This is a genomic window from Microbacterium tumbae (assembly GCF_054780175.1).
The window spans coordinates 449,518-466,510 of the sequence record NZ_BAAGWV010000004.1; the positions used below are offsets into that span (position 1 = coordinate 449,518).

Annotated in this window: 17 protein-coding genes; 10 read left to right on the forward strand and 7 right to left on the reverse strand. The window is 68.6% G+C overall.

Features of this window, described 5'->3' with window-relative positions; all coding sequences use genetic code 11:
- Nucleotides 1-64: 64 nt before the first annotated feature.
- Complete coding sequence (locus ACYVGQ_RS17100; protein ID WP_120229576.1) at nucleotides 65-547, reverse strand: CarD family transcriptional regulator; 483 nt, start codon at nucleotides 545-547, stop codon at nucleotides 65-67.
- A 135-nt stretch (nucleotides 548-682) separates the two neighbouring features.
- Between ACYVGQ_RS17100 and ACYVGQ_RS17105 the strand changes: the two genes are divergently transcribed.
- Entirely contained in the window at nucleotides 683-1,273 is a 591-nt protein-coding gene (locus ACYVGQ_RS17105) for a DNA modification methylase (RefSeq protein WP_460785884.1), read from the forward strand.
- A 61-nt stretch (nucleotides 1,274-1,334) separates the two neighbouring features.
- On the opposite strand, the gene ACYVGQ_RS17110 is transcribed toward ACYVGQ_RS17105, so the two are convergent.
- Both ACYVGQ_RS17110 and ACYVGQ_RS17115 read right to left on the reverse strand, forming a co-directional pair.
- Entirely contained in the window at nucleotides 1,335-2,018 is a 684-nt protein-coding gene (locus ACYVGQ_RS17110) for a response regulator (RefSeq protein WP_460785885.1), read from the reverse strand.
- Complete coding sequence (locus ACYVGQ_RS17115; RefSeq protein WP_460785886.1) at nucleotides 2,015-3,229, reverse strand: sensor histidine kinase; 1,215 nt, start codon at nucleotides 3,227-3,229, stop codon at nucleotides 2,015-2,017. Before ACYVGQ_RS17115 ends, ACYVGQ_RS17110 begins: the two co-directional genes overlap by 4 nt.
- 193 nt (nucleotides 3,230-3,422) lie before the next feature.
- Between ACYVGQ_RS17115 and phoU the strand changes: the two genes are divergently transcribed.
- A complete protein-coding gene (phoU, locus tag ACYVGQ_RS17120; RefSeq protein WP_460785887.1) occupies nucleotides 3,423-4,133 on the forward strand; it encodes a phosphate signaling complex protein PhoU in 711 nt (236 codons plus the stop codon).
- 93 nt (nucleotides 4,134-4,226) lie between these two features.
- Here phoU and ACYVGQ_RS17125 read toward each other — a convergent pair whose 3' ends face one another.
- Entirely contained in the window at nucleotides 4,227-4,976 is a 750-nt protein-coding gene (locus ACYVGQ_RS17125) for a phosphoglyceromutase (RefSeq protein WP_460785888.1), read from the reverse strand.
- A gap of 59 nt (nucleotides 4,977-5,035) precedes the next feature.
- Between ACYVGQ_RS17125 and ACYVGQ_RS17130 the strand changes: the two genes are divergently transcribed.
- A complete protein-coding gene (locus tag ACYVGQ_RS17130) occupies nucleotides 5,036-5,884 on the forward strand; it encodes a class I SAM-dependent methyltransferase (protein WP_460785889.1) in 849 nt (282 codons plus the stop codon).
- A 510-nt stretch (nucleotides 5,885-6,394) separates the two neighbouring features.
- Here ACYVGQ_RS17130 and ygfZ read toward each other — a convergent pair.
- The 3 genes from ygfZ to ACYVGQ_RS17145 form a co-directional block, all read right to left on the reverse strand.
- Entirely contained in the window at nucleotides 6,395-7,501 is a 1,107-nt protein-coding gene (gene ygfZ, locus ACYVGQ_RS17135) for a CAF17-like 4Fe-4S cluster assembly/insertion protein YgfZ (protein WP_460785890.1), read from the reverse strand.
- Complete coding sequence (locus ACYVGQ_RS17140) at nucleotides 7,498-8,130, reverse strand: nitrobindin family protein (RefSeq protein ID WP_460785892.1); 633 nt, start codon at nucleotides 8,128-8,130, stop codon at nucleotides 7,498-7,500. Before ACYVGQ_RS17140 ends, ygfZ begins: the two co-directional genes overlap by 4 nt.
- A gap of 125 nt (nucleotides 8,131-8,255) precedes the next feature.
- Nucleotides 8,256-8,549: a hypothetical protein gene (locus tag ACYVGQ_RS17145; protein WP_460785893.1), complete on the reverse strand. Its 294-nt coding sequence runs from the start codon at nucleotides 8,547-8,549 to the stop codon at nucleotides 8,256-8,258.
- Between the two features lie 138 nt (nucleotides 8,550-8,687).
- Here ACYVGQ_RS17145 and ACYVGQ_RS17150 point away from each other — a divergent pair, with 138 nt between their 5' ends.
- The 7 genes from ACYVGQ_RS17150 to pstB all read left to right on the forward strand — a co-directional run bounded on the left by ACYVGQ_RS17150 (nucleotide 8,688) and on the right by pstB (nucleotide 16,821).
- Nucleotides 8,688-9,371 (forward strand): winged helix-turn-helix transcriptional regulator, encoded by a 684-nt coding sequence (locus tag ACYVGQ_RS17150; RefSeq protein ID WP_460785894.1) that lies wholly within the window; start codon nucleotides 8,688-8,690, stop codon nucleotides 9,369-9,371.
- A gap of 54 nt (nucleotides 9,372-9,425) precedes the next feature.
- Nucleotides 9,426-11,591, forward strand: a complete 2,166-nt coding sequence (locus tag ACYVGQ_RS17155) for an RNA degradosome polyphosphate kinase (protein WP_460785895.1) — start codon at nucleotides 9,426-9,428, stop codon at nucleotides 11,589-11,591.
- Entirely contained in the window at nucleotides 11,588-12,568 is a 981-nt protein-coding gene (locus tag ACYVGQ_RS17160; protein ID WP_460785896.1) for an NUDIX hydrolase, read from the forward strand. The genes ACYVGQ_RS17155 and ACYVGQ_RS17160 overlap by 4 nt, the downstream gene beginning before the upstream one ends.
- A gap of 148 nt (nucleotides 12,569-12,716) precedes the next feature.
- Nucleotides 12,717-13,823 (forward strand): phosphate ABC transporter substrate-binding protein PstS, encoded by a 1,107-nt coding sequence (gene pstS / locus ACYVGQ_RS17165; RefSeq protein WP_460785897.1) that lies wholly within the window; start codon nucleotides 12,717-12,719, stop codon nucleotides 13,821-13,823.
- Between the two features lie 120 nt (nucleotides 13,824-13,943).
- A complete protein-coding gene (gene pstC / locus ACYVGQ_RS17170) occupies nucleotides 13,944-14,912 on the forward strand; it encodes a phosphate ABC transporter permease subunit PstC (protein ID WP_460785898.1) in 969 nt (322 codons plus the stop codon).
- Nucleotides 14,913-14,914: 2 nt separating this feature from the next.
- The gene (gene pstA / locus ACYVGQ_RS17175; RefSeq protein WP_460785899.1) at nucleotides 14,915-16,006 is read left to right on the forward strand and encodes a phosphate ABC transporter permease PstA; all 1,092 of its coding nucleotides are present in this window, start codon (nucleotides 14,915-14,917) and stop codon (nucleotides 16,004-16,006) included.
- Nucleotides 16,007-16,041: 35 nt separating this feature from the next.
- Complete coding sequence (gene pstB / locus ACYVGQ_RS17180) at nucleotides 16,042-16,821, forward strand: phosphate ABC transporter ATP-binding protein PstB (RefSeq protein ID WP_460785900.1); 780 nt, start codon at nucleotides 16,042-16,044, stop codon at nucleotides 16,819-16,821.
- Nucleotides 16,822-16,993: the final 172 nt, after the last annotated feature.

Sequence of the window (16,993 nt, forward strand, 5' to 3'; positions counted from 1 at the left end):
TGCACGTCCCCCGAGCGCCACGCGCACTTCGACGCCGCGCTGCGCGGAATCGATGCGGAGCGCCTCAGGACGCGAGGACCTCGTCGAGGAGGGACCCCGCCTTGTCCTCGTCGATCTTCTCCGCGAGAGCGAGCTCGGAGATGAGGATCTGGCGAGCCTTCGCCAGCATCCGCTTCTCTCCCGCGGAAAGACCGCGGTCCTGGTCGCGACGCCACAGGTCGCGGACGACCTCGCTCACCTTGATCACGTCGCCGGAGGCGAGCTTCTCGAGGTTCGCCTTGTATCGACGGGACCAGTTCGTGGGCTCCTCGGTGAAGGGCGCGCGCAGCACCTCGAACACGTGGTCGAGGCCCTCCTTGCCGATCACATCGCGAACTCCGACGAGGTCGACGTTCTCGGCGGGGACCTCGATGATCAGATCCCCCTGCGTGACGTTGAGCTTCAGATACTTCTTCGTCTCGCCCTTGATGATGCGGTCCTTGACCTCGATGATCGTCGCGGCCCCGTGGTGCGGATAGACGACCGTCTCGCCAACCTCAAAAAGCATAAAAGCGTGTCCTTTCGGCAACCTCCAGAATACCACAGGGGACATGCGCTAAGGTATGCCCCGCATCGTCCGGGACCGGGTGCGGCATACGCATAGAATGGATGTGCACTTCCCCGCCGCACCTCTGGAGGATCCGTGAAATCGCGCCTTGCTGCGTCTGTCGTTCTCAGCGCTCTCGTGCTGGCGGGAGCGACGGGGTGCACGTTCATCACGCCGCAGGCCAGCACGATCGCCTACTCCGCCTCGGACGGCGTCAACGTCTCCGACGACGACGCTCCGCTCGCGGTGCGCAACGCCTTCGTCGTGGCCGACGAGTCCGGCCAGTTCGGCAACCTCATCGCCGGCATCGTCAACCCGACCGACGACGATCTCGTCCTGCTCGTGACCGTCACAGGTCTCGACCCGATCGAGATCGAGGTGCCGGCCGGCGAGACCGTGAGCCTCGGCGCCAACGCGGATCCCGTGCTCCTGCAGGGCGTTCCCGACGAGGACTCGGGCCTCGAGGGCGTGGACTTCGCCCCCGGCTCGACGGTCGAGGTGCACTTCCAGTCCGGCGACAGCAACGGCGTCACCGCGAACGTGCCCGTCCTCGACGGCGCCCTCCCGTACTACACCGATCTCGTCCCCGAGCCCGTGCCGATGACCGCTCCCGGGGAGATCCCCGTCACGGACGAGACCTCGACGCCGGTGCCGACCGATGCGCCGGAGGACGACGGGAGCCACTGAGCCCCTCACCTCGAGAGAGGCCGGTCGCCCTCGAGGACGACCGGCCTCTTCTCTTTCGCCCTCAGCCCTCGAAGCGGTATCCGAGGCCGCGGACGGTGACGAGCATCGTCGGCTCGCCCGGGTTCTCCTCGATGCGCGAGCGGATGCGCTTGATGTGCACGTCGAGGGTCTTGGTGTCCCCGAAGTAGTCGCTTCCCCATACCCGGTCGATGAGCTGACCCCTGGTCAGCACGCGGCCGGCGTTGCGCATGAGCACTTCGAGGAGCTCGAACTCCTTCAGCGGCATGTTGATCTGGGATCCGGCGACGCTCACGGTGTGCCTGTCGATGTCGAGGGTGACCCTTCCGCCATCCAGCACGCGCTCGTCGAGCTCGCTCTCGGCCTGGACGACGCGGCGCAGCACTGCACGCATGCGGGCGAGCAGCTCCCGTGAGGAGTACGGCTTGGTGATGTAGTCGTCGGCGCCGAGCTCCAGGCCCACGACGATGTCGACCTCGGAGTCCTTGGCCGTGAGCATGATGATCGGCACGGCGGAGGTCGATCGGATCTGACGGCACACCTCCGTTCCCGGCATCCCCGGGAGCATGAGGTCGAGCAGGACGATGTCGGCGCCACGCTCGCGGAACGCGGCCAGCGCTCCGGGGCCGTCCTCGGCGATCTCGACCTCGTATCCCTCACGGCGGAGCAGGTACGCGAGCGGATCGGCGAGGTCGGGCTCGTCCTCGACGAGAAGGATGCGGGTCATGCGTTCTCTCCGGTTCGGGCGCGTGCGAGCTTGGTCGCCTTCTTCGCGCGCTTCTTGTTGATCTTGGCGGTCAACCGGTCCTGCTCCGGCGCTTCGATGCGCGGCAGACGGATCGTGAACGTGGAGCCTCGGCCCGGTCGCGACCACAGCCGCACCTCGCCGCCGTGCCTCTGCACGGCGTGCTTGACGATCGAGAGCCCGAGGCCGGTGCCGCCGGTACGGCGGGACCGGGCCTCATCCGCGCGATAGAAGCGCTCGAAGATGCGCTCACGATCCGCCTCGGAGATGCCGATCCCCTGATCGGCGACGGCGATCTCGACGACATCGCCGTCGATCTTGACGCCGACGCCCACACGCGATCCGCGAGGAGAGTAGACGATCGCGTTCGCGATCAGGTTCCCGACGGCCTCGATGAGGATCTGCGCCTCACCGCGCACCCATGCGCCTCGGTCACCGCCGCGGATGAGCTCGACGCCGGCGGAGTCCGCCTGGACGACGTGCGCCTCGATGGATGCGGCGAGCACCTCGTCGATGGCCACCGAGGCCACATCCGAGAGCCCGTCCGCCGCCTGGAGGCGGGACAGGCTCATGATGCGGCCGGTGAGCTGGCCGAGGCGGGCCGCCTCGGCCGAGATCCGCGCCGCGAACACCCGCACCTGCTCGGGATCGTCCGCGGCGGACTCGATGGCCTCGGCGAGCAGGCTGACCGCGCCGACCGGCGTCTTCAGCTCATGACTGGTGTTCGCCACGAAGTCGCGGCGCACCTGGTCGAGACGCTCCTGCTCGGTCACGTCGCGGATCACGAGCAGTGTGAGGCGGGCGCCGACCACGCTCGCGCGGGCGGAGACCAGTCGAGGATCGAGTGTCGAGCCGCCGCGGCTGAGCCGCATCGTCTCAGTGTGCGGACCACCGCTGGAACGTACCGTGCGGACCAGCTGGCGCAGCTCGTCGTTGTCCAGGGTCGCACCGATCTCGATGCCGAAACGAGCCGCGGCGCCGGAGCGCGCGAGCACGAGTCCCGAGGCGTCTACGACGCACGCGGCGTCGTCCATGCTCTCCAGAACCTCCGCCGCCCCGGGGGGGACGATCGTCGACGTCGCCTGCTCCGCACGAGCCCTGGCCCGGTATGCGAAGAGGATCAGCAGGACCAGGCCGGCACCGATCACTGCGCCGAGAGCGAGGGCGAGCAGCGCGATCTGCGGCGTGGTCATAGCTCAAGAGTAGAGTGCGTTCACCGGCGCTTCGGCGGGTTTCCGCGCCAGGACGGGGGTGCGAGAACTAGTATTCACGTTCTGGGCACCGTTCGTTAACCTTCAGCGAACACAATCGCCTCGGGCCTGCGCGAAGCGCTGCGCTCGAAGAACGGCCCCTTACGCCGCCGAGAACCGAAAGGTTGCGCCGCACATGCGCGAAGTCTTCCACCAGTCCCTCGAGGACGTCCAGTCCCGTCTCGTGGAGATCGCCGATCTCGTCACGGTGTCGATCGACAAGGCCACCAGGGCGTTCGCGACCAGCGACGTCGCCCTGGCCGAGGAGGTCATCGCCGACGACGCGAAGATCGACGAGCTCGCCGTCGCCCTCGATGAGCAGGCGATCGAGATCCTGGCCCGTCAGCAGCCCGTCGCGCGCGACCTGCGCATCGTGGTCACGGCGCTTCGCGTGAGCGCCTCCCTGGAGCGCATGGGCGACATGTCCGAGCACATCGCCCAGCTCGCCCGCCTGCGCTTCCCCGAGCGCGCCATCCCGAAGGGCCTCAAGGGCACCTTCACGAAGATGGGCGAACTGGATGTCGAGATCGCCCGGACGCTAACCGAGCTGCTGCGCACGCAGGATCTGCGCATGGCCGACACGATCCGCAACACCGACGACGACATCGACGAGCTGCACGCCAGCGTCTTCGAGAAGGTCCTCAGCGACAACTGGAAGGGCGAGGCGACCGCGACCGTGGACGCGACCCTGGCGAGCCGCTACCACGAGCGCTTCGCGGACCACGCGGTCGCCGTGGCCAAGAAGGTCGTCTATCTCGCCACCGGCGACTGGCGCATCGACGAGGAGGACATCGCCCTGGTGGTCGAGGCCCAGGAGGCCGAGCAGGGAGAGATCGGGCACGCCTGACCTCGGAGCTCCGAGACCCCGTCCTGACGACGAGACCCCGTCGCATCTGCGCAGATGCGACGGGGTCTCGTCGATGAAGAGGGCCTCGAACGTCTACTTCGAGCCCTGCGCCGCAACCGCGGCGGCACCGGCGGCTGCGGCCTCGGGGTCGAGGTAACGACCAGGACCGGTCGGCACGTTGTTCTCGTCCAGCTCGTAGACCAGCGGGATGCCGGTGGGGATGTTCAGCTCGGCGATATCGTCGTCGCTGATGCCCTCCAGGTGCTTCACGAGGCCGCGCAGGGAGTTGCCGTGCGCCGTGACGAGAACGGTCTTGCCCGCCTCGAGATCGGGGATGATCGCGCTCTCCCAGTAGGGCAGCAGCCGGTCGATCACGAGCTTGAGCGACTCGGTGCGGGGCACCTCGCCGTCGATGCCGACGTAGCGCGGGTCGTTCACCTGGCTGAACTCGCTCTCGTCGTCGAGCACGGGCGGCGGCACGTCGAAGGAGCGACGCCACAGCTGGAACTGCTCTGCACCGAACTGCTCGAGGGTCTCGGCCTTGTCCTTGCCCTGCAGCGCGCCATAGTGACGCTCATTGAGGCGCCAGGAGCGCGTCACGGGGATCCAGAGACGGTCGGCGGCGTCCAGGGCGATGTCCGCGGTCTGGATGGCGCGGCTCAGCAGCGAGGTGTGCAGGACATCGGGGAGGATGCCGGCCTCGGCCAGCAGCTCGCCGCCGCGGCGTGCCTCGTTCTTGCCCTGCTCGTTCAGGCGGACGTCCACCCAGCCGGTGAAGAGGTTCAGTTCGTTCCATTCGCTCCGGCCGTGGCGGAGCAGGATCAGGGTGCGCGTCGCAGTCATGACCCCAGTTTATCGGCGCAGGGTCTCCGCGCCCATCGGAAGACCGCGACAATGGAGACATGGCGTCATCTCCCCTCGGACATCCCACTCGAGGCACGACGGGGACGAATCGCCTGCGTCGCAACGACCGCTGGATCGCGGCGAGCCCTGCCCTGCGTCATGCCGCCGATCCGCTGGTGGTCGACCTCGGATACGGCGCGAGCGGGGTGACAGCCTTCGAGCTCGCCGCGCGCCTGCGACAGGTGCGGCCGGATGCCGAGGTGCTCGGACTCGAGCTCGACCCGGAACGCGTCGCGACGGCCCGTGCACAGCTGGACGACGTGCGCGCGGGGCGGACGCCTTTCCCCTCCGATCTGCGGGTCTCCTTCGCCAGGGGCGGATTCGAGGTCCCGACGCCCGGAGGCCGCCGCCCTGCGGTGATCCGCGCCATGAACGTGCTGCGCCAGTACGACGAGGCGGAGGTCGCCGGCGCGTGGCGGACGGTGGCCCCGCGACTCGCCCCCGGCGGCCTGTTCGTGGAGGGCACCTGCGACGAGATAGGCCGCATCGCGAGCTGGATCGACGTCACCGAGGAGGGCGCTCCCGCGCGCTTCACCCTCTCTCTGCGGCTCGCCGAGCTGGAACGGCCGAGCATCGTCGCCGAGCGTCTGCCGAAGGCGCTCATCCATCGCAACGTGCCCGGCGAGCGCATCCACACCCTGCTCGCAGACCTGGACCGGGAGTGGGATCGCGCCGCCGCCCTGTCCACGTTCGGCGCGACGCAGCGGTTCCTCGCCGCCGTCACCGCCCTGAAGGCTCAGGGCTGGCCGGTGGTCGGCGGTCGCGCCCGGTGGCGTCTGGGGGAGATGACCGTGCCGTGGGAGGCGGTCGCGCCGGCCTCCGCGCCACCCGCCTCATCCGCTCGTTGAGCGAGCGCCGTCTGCCCGCACGTTGGGCGAGCACCCCCACCCGCACGTCGAGCGAGTACCCCCTGCCCGCTCGTTGGGCACGCCACCCCCACCCGCTCGTTGGGCAGCCGCCCCCACCCGTTCGTTGAGCGAGCGCAGCGAGTCGAAACGCCCCCACCACAAGACCCGTTTCGACTCGGTCGGCTCCGCCGTCCTCGCTCAACGAACGAGAGGAAGGAACCGGCTGCTCCGCCGTCCCGCCTCGTCCGCTCGTTGAGCGAGCGCAGCGAGTCGAAACGCCCCCACCACAAGACCCGTTTCGACTCGGTCGGCTCCGCCGTCCTCGCTCAACGAACGAGAGGAAGGAACCGGCTGCTCCGCCGTCCCGCCTCGTCCGCTCGTTGAGCGAGCGCAGCGAGTCGAAACGACCCCACACGCGCACGCCCACCCTGCCCCGCTCGTTGAGCGAGCGCAGCGAGTCGAAACGCTCCGCCGTCCTCGCCCGACGAACGGGAGAAGACGAGCGGAAGGTCAGGCGTCGCGAGGGTCGGGGGCGGAAGGGCGACGGGACAGTCGCGTCAGCCGCGGGACCTCGACGGTCGCTCCGGCATCCGCGGGCACGATCACCTGCTGCGCCGCGGCGATCTCCGCCCCGTCTGCACGGACGACGAGATCCCCCTCCGGAGCACGCCGCGAGAGGATCGCGAGCGCGATGGGACCGTCCTCATGATGCCGCGCGACCGAGGTCACATGCCCCACCTCGACATCGCCGGCGAACACCGGCGAGCCGGGCTCCGGGAGGACGTCATCGCTGCCGTCGAGGTGGAGGGCGGCGAGACGGCGAGGAGGATGACCGAGATTGTGCACCTTCGCGACGGTCTCCTGTCCGCGATAGCAGCCCTTGTCCAGATGCACGGCGGTGCGGATCCAGTCGGTCTCGTGCGGCAGCGAGCGGTCGTCGACCTCGGCGGCCCAGCGCGGCCGCCACGCGGCGACCCGGAGAGCCTCGGCCGCCAGCATCCCCGCCGCCTCGACGTCGTCCAGCGACGCCTCCGCATCCGCACCCGCGATCGCGATGCGCCAGGCGAAGCCCGCACCGGGGTGATCGACGACGCCGGAGTACTGATGCCCGCCGGCCCGCACCTGCTGCCAGGGGTCGGTCCACACCAGCGGCACGTCGTTCGGCGACGACACGACCTCGGCGACGGACGCCTCCGCGACCCCGCCTGCGAAGAATCCGAGAAGCACCAGATCCGGTCGCTCCACGACGCTCACCTGCGCGCGGAAGACCATGCGCTTCAGCCAGCCGACCAGCGGCTCGACATCCCCGGCGTCCACGATGAGCCAAGCCGAGGCGCCGTCGTCCACGATGCCTGCGGCATGCTCGACGCGCCCCTGCGGGTCGAGGATCAGCAGTTCGCTGCTCTCCCCCGGCGCCAGCCGCGTCGTCGACTGGGAGGTGAAGGAGTCCAGCCAGGAGAGCCGCTCGGGGCCGCCGACCTCGACGGCACGACGATCGCCGAGGAGCGCGACCGCGTCGCCGGCGGCCAGCCGGCGCTGCTCGCGCATCGGCTCGCCGTAGTGCAGCACCACGTCTCCGTCGGAGACGGCGCCGGCCCGCGTGGCGAAGGAGCTCATACCTTCGCCAGACGTGCGGAGGCGTGCGAGGCGAGCTCGGACCCGAGGGCTGCGATGTCCCATGCCCAGAGCAGGTGCCCGTCGACCAGGCCGTACATCCGGGTGGCGGCGCCGTACGCCTTGCCGCCGGCCCCGCGGACGATCGCGTCCGTGGCGATGTCGATGCGCGGTCCCTTGATCTCCCCGAGGTACAGCTCGAGCGATCCGTCCGAGTGCGCGAGCGACACCTCGATCGGGAAGCCTCCGGACGCTGCGCGCAGCAGCTCGACGTCATCCGCGGTGCGGACGGGCGCCGCATCCACGGAGGGCAGCAGCGCAGGACCGGGGTCGGCGTCGGTGGCCGGCCGGGCCAGCCGCCAGTAACCGGTCTCGGCGACGAGAGGCCGCGCCTCGGGCTGCTCCGCGCCCTCGACGGGCTCCGCCGCGGGATCGACGGGGACGAACCAGGCGGTCGCCGAATAGTTCAGGTACGGTTCGCCGTCATGGCTGAAGCTCACCCGGTGGGTGAACTCGCCGCGATGCCGGTGCTCTCCGACGGTGTAGTCGATGACGCCTGTGCCTTCCCAGACGCCGATCAGCCAGGAGAGCGGGACGAGATCGGCGGGAAGATCCGTCGGCAGATCGAACACGATCAGCGCTGGCCGCGGAACAGGTTCCGCAGCACGACGCCCGAGACGAAGACGATCGCCAGACTCGCGAGGCCGAGCAGGCCGATGAAGAAGACCTCGAGCGCGAAGATATCCATGCGGTCAGTCTACCCCGCCGGTATCAGGGCGGCGAGGCCGAAGCCGACGGACACCACGCCCATCAGCAGCAGCGCTCCCATGATGCTGCCTGACACGCGCACGATGAATCCGTGCGTCCGGCCGTAGCCGAGCTGCACGGCGAACGACAGCAGCACAGCGCCGCCGAACGCGACCAGCAGCGAGGGCATCCGCCATTCCTCGCCGACGAAGATGCCGATCGCGACAGCGGCGAGCAGGGCGGCGATCCAGACGGCGAGCATTCCGCCGAGCGCGTTGCGCGGGGCCAGAGCCGGTTCGGACATGCATCCATTGTTGCGCATCCGTTGCCTTCGGCGGCCATGGGAGGCCGCACACAGCGGACGGCATCGGTATCATAGGCGCACGGCGTCGTACCCGATCGCCGTTCAGGGCGTCGGTTCTGACGCCCGGAAGGAAGTCGTGTGGCAATCCTGCTGGTCCTGACATCCGCATCCACCGCGGAGCCGGTTCTCCCCGCCCTGGAGCTGCTCAGCCACCGGGTGCGTCAGATCCCGGCCGAGCCGGCCCAGCTCGTCTCCGCGCCGGAGAGTGACATCGTCATCGTCGACGGCCGCACCGACCTCGCCGGCGCCAAGTCGCTGTGCAAGCTGCTGCGCACGACGGGCCAGGACGCCCCCCTGCTGCTCGTCGTCACCGAGGGCGGCATGAGCGCGGTCTCCGGCGACTGGGGCATCGACGACGTCCTGCTCTCGAGCGCCGGTCCCGCCGAGACCGATGCCCGCATCCGCCTCGCGATCGCCCGCGGCGATGCCACGGCGGAGCCGTCCCGCGTCCAGGCGTCCGGCGTCACGATCGACGAGCAGTCCTATTCCGCCAAGCTGCACGGCCGCCCTCTCGACCTGACCTATAAGGAGTTCCAGCTCCTGCATTTCCTCGCCACGCATCCCTCCCGCGTTTTCACGCGGGAGCAGCTGCTCAGCGAGGTGTGGGGATACGACTACTTCGGTGGCACCCGGACCGTCGACGTCCACGTCCGGCGACTGCGCGCGAAGCTCGGCGATGCAGAGCAGATCATCGGCACCGTGCGCAACGTCGGCTACCGGTTCAACGTCTACGAGGACGATCAGTTCGCCGACGCGCGCTGAGCGGCGCGCACCCCGTTCACGCTCTCGTCACCTGGCGGTGCTTAGATGAATCCCATGATCGATCCCGCACTCGCCGACGCCGGCCTCGGAGACGCCGACGACGATGACTTCGACGCGTTCGCGACGACGGACTCCCAGCTCCCCGATCACCGCTTCCTCGACCGCGAGCTGAGCTGGCTCGCGTTCAATCAGCGCGTTCTGGAGCTCGCCGAGGATCCCGCCCTCCCCGAGCTCGAGCGCGCGAACTTCCTGGCGATCTTCGCGAGCAATCTGGACGAGTTCTTCATGGTGCGCGTCGCGGGTCTCAAACGCCGCATCCTCACCGGTCTCGCGGTGCCAACGAACGTCGGGCGCACGCCCAGCGACGTGCTCGCGGACATCTCCCGCGAGGCTCACACCCTGCAGCTGCGGCACGCGAGCGTCTGGACGGACGCCGTCAGGCCCGCGCTCGCGGATGCCGGGATCGAGATCTCCGAGTGGTCGGAGCTGACCGACGGCGAGCGCGCCGCCCTCGGCGAGTACTTCCAGCTGCAGGTGTTCCCCGTCCTGATGCCGCTCGCCGTCGATCCGGCGCATCCCTTTCCCTACATCTCCGGGCTGTCGCTGAACCTCGCGATCCGGATCCGCAACGCCCGCACCGGTCGCCAGGAGTTCGCGCGGCTCAAGGTGCCGCCCATGCTCCCTCGTTTCGTCGAGGTGCCCGGCAGCGGCGAGATCAAGCGGTTCCTGCGTCTCGAAGAGCTCATCGCCAATCACCTGGACGACCTCTTCCCCGGCATGGAGGTGCTCGACCACCACGCGTTCCGCCTCACCCGCAACGAGGATGTCGAGATCGAGGAGGACGAGTCCGAGAATCTCATCCAGGCGCTCGAGGCTGAGCTGCTGCGCCGCCGGTTCGGTCCTCCCATCCGTCTCGAGATCACCGACGACATGGACGATCTCACCCTCGACCTGCTCGTCAAGGAGCTCGACATCACGGATCAGGAGGTCTATCGCCTCCCCGGGCCGCTCGACCTCCGCGGCCTCTTCGACCTCGGCCGGATCGACCGTCCCGATCTGCGCTACCCGCCGCACGTGCCGACGACCGCGCTGGCCTTCCAGCCCGGCGACAACAACGAGCGCAGCGACATCTTCACCGCGATCCGCAAGCGCGACGTGCTCGTGCACCACCCGTACGAGTCATTCGCGACGAGCGTGCAGGCGTTCCTCGAACAGGCCGCCCGCGACCCGCACGTGCTCGCCATCAAGCAGACCCTGTACCGCACCTCGGGCGACAGTCCGGTCGTGCAGGCGCTCATCGACGCCGCAGAGGCGGGCAAGCAGGTGCTCGCCCTCGTCGAGGTGAAAGCCCGCTTCGACGAGGCCAACAACATCGTCTGGGCCCGCAAGCTCGAGAAGGCCGGCGTGCACGTCGTGTACGGTCTGGTCGGGCTGAAGACCCATTGCAAACTCGCTCTGGTCGTGCGCGAGGAGGACGGGATGCTGCAGCACTACGCGCACGTCGGAACCGGCAACTACAACCCCAAGACCAGCCGCATCTACGAGGACTTCGGCCTCTTCACCGCCGACGCCCAGGTCGGCAAGGACCTCACCCGCCTGTTCAACGAGCTCAGCGGCTACGCGATCGAGAAGAAGTTCAAGCGTCTCCTCGTCGCGCCTCTGCACCTGCGCAAGGGGCTGCTCCGTCAGATCGAGCACGAGCGCAGGAACGCGCTCGACGGGAAGCCGGCGCACGTCCGGATCAAAGTCAACTCCATGGTCGACGAGCAGATCATCGACGGTCTGTACCGGGCGAGCGCGGCGGGTGTGAAGGTCGACGTCTGGGTCCGCGGCATCTGCAGCCTGCGCACCGATCTGCCCGGCGTCAGCGACAACATCACCGTCCGGAGCATCCTCGGGCGCTATCTGGAGCACTCCCGCATCTTCGCCTTCCACAACGACGGCGACCCGCAGGTGCACATCGGAAGCGCGGACATGATGCACCGGAACCTCGACCGCCGCGTCGAGGCCCTCGTGCGAGTCACAGAGCCCGCGCACGTGCAGGAGCTGCTCGCCCTGTTCGATGAGGCGATGGACGACGGGACGAACTCCTGGCACCTCGGCGAGAACGGCGTCTGGGAACGGCACACCGAGGACGCGAACGGCAAACCGCTCATCGACCTGCAGGATAGGACCATGAACCAGATCCGCAGGCGTCGCCGCAGTCGGTCGGTGCGATGACCCTTCGGCAGGCCGAGGGCTCGCTCACAGAGGTCGTCAGGGACGACAAGGCCGTCTACGCGGCCGGGGCCGTCGTGTGGCGGCTCGTGGACGGAAAGCTGCGCATCCTGCTCATCCACCGCACGAAGTACCGGGACATCACCCTACCCAAGGGCAAGGTCGATCCCGGTGAGATGCTGGCGCAGACGGCGGTACGCGAGGTGCACGAGGAGACCGGCATCCGCGTCGATCTCGGCGTCCCGGTGGGCGTGAGCCGCTACTTCATGCGTCCCAAACGCCAGAAGGTCGTGCACTACTGGGCGGCCGAGGCGACCGACGAGGCGATCCGCCGCTCGACCTTCGTGCCCAACAGCGAGATCGCCGCGCTCGAGTGGGTCGGACTGAAAAAGGCCCGCAAGCTGCTCAGCTACCCCGTCGACGAGGAGATCCTCGATGCCTTCGAGCATCTCGTGGAGGACGGGGTGCTGCGCACCTTCCCGATCGTCGCCCTGCGTCATGCCAAGGCCGTGGGACGATCGGACTGGGACGGACCGGATGCCGCGCGGCCGCTGACCGAGCGGGGCAGACTCCAGGCCAAGGGCGTCGTCGGCCCGCTGCGCGCCTTCGGCGTGCGCAAGATCATCACGAGCGACGCGGTGCGCTGCGTGCAGACCGTCGCCCCGCTGGCGAAGGCGCTGGACCGCGCCCCCTCGCAGACGCCGAAGATCAGCCAGGACGCCTGGGAGGACGGCCGCGCCGATGTGCGCGCCGTGATCGGCAAGCGCGTGCGGGCGGGCAAGCCCGCCGTCGTATGCAGCCACGGCCCCGTGCTGCCGGACATCCTCACCGAGATCGCCCTCGCCACGGGGACGCTGCGCGGCTCCTACGTCTCGAGCGCCTCCGCCCTCGAGGTCGGGGCCTTCTCGGTCGTGCACCTCTCGGCGACCAATCCCGGCTCCGGCATCATCTCGATCGAGACGCACGTGCCCAAGGTCTGACCCGCGTCATCCCGCGGAGGCCGCCCCAAGGGGACGCCCGCCGTTCACCTTCCGTTTACCTGCACGGGAGAGTCTCGTTAACCGCCGCCCATAGCGTCACTGTGTGCCCTGCACCGGGCCTCAACCATCCACGATCGAAGGATCCACAGTGAAGATCTCCCGAATCGCTCGCATCGGCGCCATCGGCGCCGTCGCCGCTCTCGCTCTCGCCGGCTGTGCCGCGAACGAGACGACGCCCTCCGATGACTCGTCCGACGCCCCCGTCACCTCCGAGCTCGCCGGTCAGGTCGAGGCCACCGGCGCCTCGTCGCAGGAGGCAGCCCAGCAGGCCTGGGTCGCCGCCTTCCAGACCGCCAACCCCGACACCACGGTCAACTACACCGCCACGGGCTCCGGCACCGGCCGTGAGAACTTCCTCGCCGGCTCCTCCAACTTCATCGGCTCCGACCGCGCGTTCAACGCCGAGGAGCTCGCCGCCGGCGGCTTCGGCTCCTGCGCCTCCGACGAGATCGTCGAGGTCCCGGTCTACATCTCGCCCGTCGCCGTCGCCTTCAACCTCGACGGCATCGACACGCTGAACCTGGACGGTGCGACCATCGCCGCCATCTTCGCCGGCGACATCACGAACTGGAACGACAACGCGATCGCCACGCAGAACCCCGGCGTCGAGCTGCCCGACCAGGCCATCGTCCCGGTCCACCGCGCGGACGCCTCCGGCACGCAGGAGACCTTCACGAACTACCTGAGCGCCGTCGCGCCCGACGTCTGGACCTCAGAGCCCAGCGACGAGTGGCCGCTGTCGACCGGCGAGGCCGGAGACGGCACCTCGGGCGTCGTCTCCGCGATCACGGCTGGCGTCGGCTACATCGGCTTCGCCGACGCCTCGCAGACGTCCGGCCTCGGTCAGGTCGCCATCGAGGTCGAGGGCGAGTACGTCCCCTACTCGGCTGAGGCCGCCGCCGCGCTCGTCGCCGCCTCGCCGCTCGAGGACGGCCGTTCCGAGCACGACCTCGCGTTCGCCGTCGACCCGGCCGCAGCGCCGGCCGGGTCCTACCCGATCGCGCTGGTCTCGTACCTCATCGGCTGCGTCGAGTACGACGACGCCGAGGTCGCCTCGCTCGTCAAGGCGTACTTCCAGTACGTCGCCTCTGCCGAGGGCCAGGACGTCTCGGCCGAGGCTGCGGGCAGCGCCCCGATCTCGGACGAGCTGCGCGAGCAGGTCAACGCCGCGATCGACGCCATCGTCACCGAGTGATCCTGCTCTCAGCCTGAGCTGAGAACCGCCCCCGCGGCGCTGTTCGACCGAACCGACCGGCGCCGCGGGGGCACCCGCATGAAAACCCGATAGCCCTCGAGCAACTGTGGAGCCGCTCAGATGACCACCACCACGACGGACAAGGACGGCGCGCCGGCGTCCGCGTCGAAATCGCCTCTGCTGCGCAGGGGGGATCGGATCTTCTCCGGCACCGCGCTCGGCGCCGGCATCATCATCCTCGTGACCCTGGCCGCGGTCGCGGTCTTCCTGATCGTGCAGTCCCTCCCGGCGCTCTCGCCGGACACCTCCGGCAACCACATCCTCGAGGGCGAGAACTTCTTCGTCTGGGTGTGGCCGTTCGTCTTCGGAACGCTGTGGGCCAGCTTCATCGCCCTGATCATCGCCGCTCCGATCGCCATCGGCATCGCACTGTTCATCTCGCACTACGCGCCGCGCAGACTCGCCGGCGTCCTTGGCTACGTCATCGACCTGCTCGCCGCCGTCCCCTCCGTCGTCTTCGGCCTCTGGGGCGCTCTCACCTTCGCCCCCATGCTGGTGCCCTTCTACAAGTGGCTCAACACGAACCTGGGCTGGATCCCGATCTTCTCCGGGACGCCGTCCGGCAGCGGCAAGACCATCCTCACCGCATCCCTCGTCCTCGCGGTCATGATCCTCCCGATCATGACCGCGATCTGCCGCGAGGTCTTCCTCCAGACGCCGAAGCTGCATGAGGAGGCGGCCCTCGCCCTGGGCGCCACCCGCTGGGAGATGGTCCGCATGGCGGTCCTCCCCTTCGCCCGCAGCGGCATGGTCTCCGGCGCGATGCTGGGACTCGGCCGTGCACTCGGCGAGACCATGGCGGTCACGCTGGTGCTCTCCCCGCTCGGCATCGTCACCTTCAACCTGCTCAACCCGGAGAACCCGACGACGATCCCCGCGATCATCGCCCTGCGGTTCCCCGAGGCGCACGACGAGGGCGTCAGCACCCTCATCGCGGCCGGCCTGATCCTGTTCATCGTGACCTTCGCGGTCAACTTCGTCGCCCGCTGGATCGTCTCCCGCCGCGCCGAGTTCTCGGGAGCCAACTGACCATGACCGCCATCGCCACCGCCCCCGCATCGGCCACGCGCACGAACACCGCGGGTCATCTTCCCAAATGGGCCCCGTGGGCTCTCCTGGCCGGCTCCTTCGTCATCGCCGCCGTCGTCTTCGCCCTGGCGAACATCGGCGGGGATCCGGCCGACTTCAACATCGCGCTGACCCTGGTCGTCGGGATGATCCTCTACATGGTGCTCGTCTTCGTGGTGTCGACGGTCGCAGAGAGCCGGCGGCACGCCACGGACCGCCTGATGACCGCGCTCGTCTCCACGGCGTTCGTCATCGCCCTGCTCCCGCTCATCTCACTGCTGTACACGGTGGTGGTCAACGGACTCGCGCGCTTCGACGGAGAGTTCTTCAGCTCCTCGATGCGCAATGTCGTGGGCGACGGCGGCGGCGCGATCCACGCGGTCTGGGGCACGCTGCTCATCACCCTCGGCGCGACGATCATCTCGGTCCCGATCGGGCTGATGACCTCGATCTACCTCGTCGAGTACGGCCAGGGCAAGAGGCTCGCCCGCGGCATCACCTTCCTCGTCGACGTCATGACCGGCATCCCGTCGATCGTCGCCGGTCTGTTCATCTACTCGGTGTTCGCGATCATCGTCGGCCCTGGGACGCGCCTGGGCATCATGGGCTCGCTGGCCCTCTCGGTCCTGATGATCCCCGTCGTGGTGCGCGGCTCCGAGGAGCTGCTGCGCATCGTCCCGAACGAGCTCCGCGAGGCCGCCTACGCACTCGGAGTGCCGAAGTGGCTCACGATCCTCAAGGTCATCATCCCCACAGCGATCGCCGGCATCACCACCAGCATCATGCTCGCGATCTCCCGCGTGATCGGAGAGACCGCGCCGCTGCTGCTCACCGTCGGCATGGTCCAGGGCATGAACCTCAACATGTTCAACGGCCAGATGGCGACCCTGCCGGTGTTCTCCTACATGCAGGCGAAATACCCGGGCATCCCGCCCGAGGCCTATATCGACCGCGCCTGGGCTTCCGCGCTCACCCTCATCCTCATCGTGATGGTCCTCAACCTCGTCGCGCGCCTGATCGCCAAGGTGTTCGCCCCCAAGACCGCCGGCCGCTGAGCCGCGCGCCGTTCCCGAACCAGAAGGATTCCCAGGTGTCCAAGAGCATCGAAGTCAACGACCTCAACGTCTACTACGGCGACTTCCTCGCCGTAGAGGGCGTCAACATCGACATCAAGCCGAACACCGTGACGGCTTTCATCGGCCCGTCCGGCTGCGGCAAGTCCACGTTCCTGCGCACGCTCAACCGCATGCACGAGGTCATCCCCGGCGCCCGCGTCGAGGGCGAGGTGCTGATCGACGGTCAGAACCTCTACGGGGCGAACGTCGACCCCGTGCTGGTGCGCCGCCAGGTGGGCATGGTGTTCCAGCGTCCGAACCCGTTCCCCACGATGTCCATCAGGGAGAACGTGCTCGCCGGAGTGAAGCTGAACAACTCCAAGATGGCCAAGAGCGACCAGGACGCCCTCGTGGAGAAGTCGCTGCGCGGCGCGAACCTGTGGAACGAGGTCAAGGACCGCCTGGAGAAGCCGGGCTCCGGCCTCTCCGGCGGCCAGCAGCAGCGCCTCTGCATCGCCAGGGCCATCGCGGTCTCGCCCGACGTCATCCTCATGGACGAGCCGTGCTCGGCCCTCGACCCGATCTCCACCTTCGCGATCGAGGAGCTCATCGGCGAGATCAAGGAGCAGTACACGGTCGTGATCGTGACGCACAACATGCAGCAGGCGAGCCGCGTCTCGGACAAGACCGCGTTCTTCAACATCGCAGGCACAGGACAGCCCGGCAAGCTCATCGAGTACGACGACACCGCGACGATCTTCACCACCCCGAACGTGCAGGCCACCGAGGACTACGTCTCCGGTCGCTTCGGGTGACTCTCTGGTTCTTGCTGGAAAACCCAGATCGACGGGCTCTCGGTCGGTGTGTCGCGCTTCGACACGCCGCATCCTGAGCAGTCGATCTGGGTTTTCCGATCTTCGGGGACCTCCATGAGTCGGTCTGCACCAGTCGGGGATGCTACGAGTTCTCCACAGGTACGTGCGATTC